Origin of the sequence: Brevundimonas sp. (assembly GCF_036659295.1) — a bacterium.
Taxonomy (GTDB): Bacteria; Pseudomonadota; Alphaproteobacteria; order Caulobacterales; family Caulobacteraceae; genus Brevundimonas.
In genome coordinates this window covers 1-6085 of the sequence record NZ_JAVXCU010000113.1, presented here as the reverse complement: position 1 = coordinate 6085, position 6085 = coordinate 1, and the positions used below count along the sequence as shown (strand labels likewise).

The window sequence follows — 6085 nt, the reverse complement described above, 5'->3', positions numbered from 1 at the left end:
TGCAAACCCTGTCATCGAACAAAAAGCTTCTGATCGCGGGCGTTGCCGCAGTCGTCCTGCTGGGCGGTGGCCTTATGGCCCTGACACTGACCCCGTCCAACCCACCTGCGGCTGCCCCTGAAACTGAAGCCACTGAAGAAGCCGCAACGCCCGAAGGCGTCATTGAACTGGATCAGGCCCAGATAGACGCCGCCGGTATCTCCATCGTCAGCCTGTCGCGCGGCGGCGGCGGAGAAACCCGCCTGTCCGGTCGGGTCGAGGCCATGGTTGATGCCCGCGCTGCCGTAGGTGCCATGGTTTCAGGAACGGTCGAACGCGTTCTGGTGGCCCCCGGTACGAGTGTCCGCGCAGATCAGCCTCTCATCAGTCTGATCAGCGGTGACGCTGCTGCCCTCAGGGCCGAGGTAGATGCCGCCACAGCCATCGCTGCGGCCGCCCGTCAGGCCCATCAGCGCAACCAGAATCTGGCCAATCAGGGCGTTGTCGCCCGTCAGGAAGTCGAGGCTTCGCAAGCACAGGTCGCCAGCGCCGAGGCTATGGCCCGCGCCGCCCGCGCCCGCGCAACAGCCGCCGGATCTCCCAATGCCTCGGGCCGGATGAGCGTGGTCAGTCCGATTTCCGGCGTTGTCACCAATGTTCAGGTCGGCCCCGGCGGCTTCGTCGCACAGGGCGCTGTGGTGGCCGAAGTGACCAATCCTGCAAGGCTGGAATTGGTGTTTAACGCGCCGCCACACATGGCCGCCAATGTCCGCCTTGGTTCGAACATCCGTGTCAGCGGCCCGCAAGGCGAGTTCGAGGCCGTGGTCACCGGCGTTGCCGCCGATGCGGGCCCGCAGGACAGCGGTGCCACCCTTATTCGCGCCCGCCCGCAAGGCAATGCCCTGCCCCCCGCCGGTTCCCCCGTCAGCGGCATCGTCATCACGCAAGGCCAGTCCGGAGGCGTCATCACCGTCCCCACCGAGGCCGTGCAAACTGTCAATGGGGCCAGCGTGGTCTTTGTCAGCACGCCGCAAGGTTTCAAGGCCACCCCCGTACTGACCGGACGTCAGTCAGGCGGCGAAACCGAGATCCTGCGCGGACTGGACGGAACCGAACGCATAGCCGCCGCCAATGCCTTCCTGCTCAAGGCCGAACTGGCCAAGGGCGAAGCCGAGCACGCGCACTAGGGGGCGGATGTCATGTTCAAATACATAATCGAAGCGTCCGTCCGCTTCCGCTGGTTTGTCGTACTGGCAACAGTGCTTGTCTCTGTTTGGGGCCTGTTCCAGCTGACCAGGCTGCCCATCGACGCGGTGCCGGACATCACCAACCGGCAGGTCCAGATCAATACGGTCGCGCCGGCTCTGGCCCCCGAGCAGATGGAGCGTCAGGTCACCTATCCGCTGGAAACCGCCATGGCCGGTATTCCGGGGCTGGAGAGCACCCGTTCGCTGACCCGCAACGGTTTCAGTCAGGTGACTGTGATCTTCAGCGACCGGACCGACATCTATTTCGCCCGCCAGCAGGTAGCCGAACGGATGGCGCAGGCGCGTGAAAACCTGCCGGATAATGTCGAACCCAGCCTCTCGCCGATCACCACCGGCCTTGGCGAAGTCCTGATGTGGACGGTCGATTTCAAACCGTTCGACGTCAAGACCGCACGCGCAGGCCGTGCAGGCTGGCAACCGGATGGAAGTTATCTGACGCCCGAGGGCGAGCGGCTGGAAACACCGCAGTCCCGCGCAACCTATTTGCGCACCGTTCAGGACTGGATCATCGCCCCGCGTATGCGAAACGCACGCGGACTGGCGGGCGTCGATGTGAATGGCGGCTATGTCAAAGAATATGCGGTTCGGCCCGATCCGGCCCGTTTGGCCAGCTATGGTCTGGGTCTTGGCGATCTGGTGCAGGCACTGGACCGCGCCAACACACAGGCCGGTGCCGGTTATGTGCAACGGTCGGGCGAGGCCCTGACGGTTCGTACCGATGCGCTGGCTTCCAGTGTCGACGATCTGGCACAGGCCCCTGTCGTCAACCGCAACGGCCTTGTGGTTCGCGTGGCCGATGTGGCCACTGTCGAGATCGGTCAGGCCCCCCGCCTCGGCGGTGGCAGCCGCGATGGCCATGAAGCTGTCATCGGCACCGCCCTGATGCTGGCCGGAGAAAACAGCCGCACGGTGGCGCAAGCAGCCGCCAAACAGCTTGAAGAGATCGGAGCCAGCCTTCCGGCAGATGTCATCGCCGAACCCGTCCTGAACCGCAGTGCACTGGTCAACTCGACCATCAAGACCGTGGCCAAGAACCTGACCGAAGGGGCGCTGCTGGTTATCGTCGTGCTGTTCCTGCTGCTGGGGAATATCCGCGCGGCAACGATTACGGCCCTGATGATCCCGATCAGCTTCCTGTTCGCCGTCATAGGCATGAACCGTTTTGGCATCAGCGGAAACCTGATGAGCCTTGGCGCTCTGGATTTTGGTCTGTTGGTCGACGGGGCCGTGGTGGTGGTCGAGAACACCCTGCTGAGACTGGGCCAGAAACGCGCCGATCTGGGGCGTATGCTGACCCGTCGGGAGCGTCTGGGCGTCGCCACGGATGCGGCACGCCAGATGGTACGGCCTGCCGCCTTTGGCCAGCTTATTATCCTGCTGGTCTTTACGCCGCTGCTGATGCTGGAAGGCGTCGAGGGCAAGACCTTTATCCCTATGGGGGCCACGGTCATGCTGGCTCTGGTGGGGGCCTTCATCTTCTCGTTCACCTTCGTACCGGCCATGACGGCGCTGATGGTGCGCGAGCCGAAAACCGTCCATCTGGACGCGAACGGTCAGGCACAGGAACACGAGACATTCCTGCTGCGTCATGCCCGCCGCTGGATCGAGCCTGCCATACGTACCGCCGTGGCGCGTCCCAAGGCCGTTCTTCTGGCCGCCATCGGAACGCTCGTTATAGGCGGTCTGACCTTTGCGACACTGGGCCGCGAGTTCATTCCCACCCTCGATGAAGGCGATGTCGCCATGCAGGCCCTACGCGTGCCATCGGCTTCGCTGGAACAGTCCCTCGCCATGCAGATGGCGCTGGAGCGGGTCATCAAGAACCAGCCCGAAGTGAAGACCATCTTCTCGCGCACCGGCACTGCAGAGGCCGCTGTTGACCCCATGCCGCCCAATATTTCGGATGCCGTCATCATCCTGAAACCGCGCAAGGAATGGCCTGATCCGCGACTGGCCAAAGAAGACCTGATCGAACGGTTCGAAACCGTCGCCTCGACCCAGTTGGGCAATAGTTTCGAGTTCAGCCAACCGATCGAACTGCGTTTCAATGAGCTGATTTCGGGGGTTCGCACCGATCTGGCCGTCATGGTTTATGGCGATGACTTTACCCAGCTACAGGCCACAGCCGATCAGGTCGCCAGTGCCCTGCGTAACACCCCCGGTTCTGCCGATGTGCGTGTTGAACAGGCATCCGGCCTACCGACCCTGACCATCAGCGTGGACCGCTTTGCGGCGGCCCATTACGGCCTGTCGGCGGCGGATGTATCCGAAGCTGTCTCGGCCGCTATCGGCGGTGCCCCCGCAGGCCAAATCTTTGAAGGCGACCGTCGTTTCGATGTGGTGGTCCGCCTGCCCGATAACGAGCGCAACAACCCCGCCTTGCTGGATGCCCTGCCCGTAACGACGCCATCAGGCATTGCCGTGCCCCTGTCCTCGGTTGCGCGTATTCAGGTTGCCGAAGGCCAGAATCAGATCAGCCGCAGCAATGGCAGCCGCCGCATGGTCGTTCAGGCCAATGTGCGCGGTCGCGATCTGGGCGGATTTGTCGCCGAGGCACAAGACAAGGTGCAGCAACAGGTCAAACTGCCAGCGGGCTATTCGCTGACATGGGGCGGCCAGTTCGAGAACCTGAAACGGGCCGAGCAACGTCTGGGTCTGGTGGTTCCTGTGGTCTTTATCCTGATCGGGATACTGCTGTTCATGGCTCTGGGTTCGTTTGCAGAGGCCGGTCTGGTCTTTGCCTGTGTGCCTCTGGCGCTGGTTGGCGGGGCCTTGGCTCTGTTGCTGAGGGGCATGCCCTTCTCGGTTTCGGCGGCTGTCGGCTTCATCGCCGTGTCCGGCGTGGCCACCTTGAACGGTCTGGTCCTGATGCAGGCCATCCGCGAGCGGCTACAACAAGGGCAGAACCCGCAGGATGCCGCCCTGTCCGGTGCCTTCAGCCGCCTTCGTGCAGTGCTGACCACCGCCCTTGTGGCCATTGTCGGTTTTATTCCCATGGCACTGGCCCAAGGGGCCGGAGCCGAGGTGCAAAAACCACTGGCCACTGTGGTCATTGGTGGACTTCTGACCGCGACAGTGCTGACCTTACTTGTCCTGCCAACCTTCGCAGCCAAGGCCGTGAAGCGTCGCAGCGCCGAGGGGATAGATGACTGATGCGCCCATCATACGAAACCGGAGCGTTTCCAACGCGCCCGCAGTACAAGGCCTGTGGCTATGAGCGGTGATCACAAACACGATCATAAGCACGAAGGTGCCGACGACCATGCGGGTCATGCCCATAATCATGGCGGCATTTTCGGTGCCAATACCGAACTGTTCTTTGCGCTGGGGTCGGGCGTCGCACTGGTGGTGGGCTTTGCCCTGCAAAAGCTGGTTCCCGATATTTCGGGCTGGATACCGCTGGCCTTGTTCCTGTGCGCCTATGCTCTGGGCGGGTTCTTTACGGTTGGCGAAGCTGTCGAGAATCTGAAACGCCGTCGCTTCGAGATCGACACCCTGATGCTGGTTGCGGCGGCGGGTGCGGCGGCACTGGGGCACTGGGCCGAAGGGTCCCTGCTCCTGTTCCTGTTCAGCCTCGGCCATGCGCTTGAACACTATGCGATGGGGCGTGCAAAACGTGCCATCGAGGCCCTGGGTGAACTGGCTCCACGCACAGCCCGTGTGCGTCGGGGTCAGGACATTGTCGAAACCCCTGTCGAACAGCTCGAAATCGGTGATCTGGTCGTCGTGCGCCCCAATGAGCGCCTACCTGCCGATGGTTTCGTTGTTGCCGGAAATACCAGCATCAATCAGGCCCCCGTCACGGGCGAGAGCATGCCGGTGGACAAACACCCCGTTGCCGATCCGGCTGAGGCCCGCACCAGACATGCTTCGATCACATCGGCTTCGATTGTCTTTGCAGGCACCATCAACGGCACCGGTGCGATCGAGATCGAAACCACGCGCAAATCCACCGACACGACCTTGGCCAAGGTCGTGCGTATGGTCAGCGAGGCCGAGACCCAGAAGTCACCGACCCAGCGTTTCACAGACCGCTTCGAGCGCATCTTCGTACCGCTTGTACTGGTGCTGACCTTTGTTCTGCTGTTCGCATGGGTGGTTGTGGACGAGCCGTTCCGTGACAGCTTCTATCGCGCCATGGCCGTGCTGGTCGCGGCCAGCCCCTGTGCGTTGGCCATCGCCACCCCCAGTGCGGTCTTGTCCGGCGTCGCCCGTGCAGCCCGCGCCGGTGTGCTGATCAAGGGCGGTGCGCCTCTGGAAAGTCTCGGGGCCATCAACGCTATCGCGTTCGACAAAACCGGTACCCTGACCGAGGGCCGTCCGCGCATCACCGATGTCGTACCGTTCGAGGGTGTCGATGCGACCGAGCTATTGCGCGTCGCTGTCGCCGTAGAGCGTCTGAGTGATCACCCTCTCGCCGAAGCGATTGCCCGCGACGGTGCCGAACGGCTGGGCAACATCGCCGTGCAAACCGCGTCCAGCCTGCACAGCCTGACCGGCAAGGGTGTGACCGCGCAACTGGATGGCCAAACCGTCTTTATCGGCAAGCCCGAAATGTTCGGCACAGACGGAGTTAGCCCTCTTGATGCGTCCGCCCGCCAAACGGTCGGGCAGTTGCGCGAACAGGGGCGCACCTTGATGGTCGTGCGACACGGCAGTCGTGATCTTGGCGTCATCGGACTTTTGGACACGCCTAGACCCGCTGCCCGCGAAGCGCTGGACATCGTGCTGGCCGGCGGCGCTTTCGATCTGCCGATCGGCCTGCTGTTTCTCGATGACGGCGTGCTGCAACTGGCCGCGGGGCAAAACGCCAGGGCTGTGCAACAGAAAGACCTGAG

General features: G+C 63.0%; 3 protein-coding genes. All 3 read left to right on the top strand.

Annotation, left to right across the window (positions count from 1 at the left end; genetic code table 11):
* The first annotated feature begins 8 nt into the window (after nucleotides 1-8).
* Nucleotides 9-1166, top strand: a complete 1158-nt coding sequence (locus RSB01_RS13130) for an efflux RND transporter periplasmic adaptor subunit (RefSeq protein ID WP_332625632.1) — start codon at nucleotides 9-11, stop codon at nucleotides 1164-1166.
* A gap of 12 nt (nucleotides 1167-1178) precedes the next feature.
* Nucleotides 1179-4400, top strand: a complete 3222-nt coding sequence (locus RSB01_RS13125) for a CusA/CzcA family heavy metal efflux RND transporter (RefSeq protein ID WP_332625630.1) — start codon at nucleotides 1179-1181, stop codon at nucleotides 4398-4400.
* 60 nt (nucleotides 4401-4460) lie between these two features.
* A partial coding sequence (locus RSB01_RS13120; RefSeq protein ID WP_332625628.1) for a heavy metal translocating P-type ATPase occupies nucleotides 4461-6085 on the top strand: 1625 nt, incomplete at its 3' end.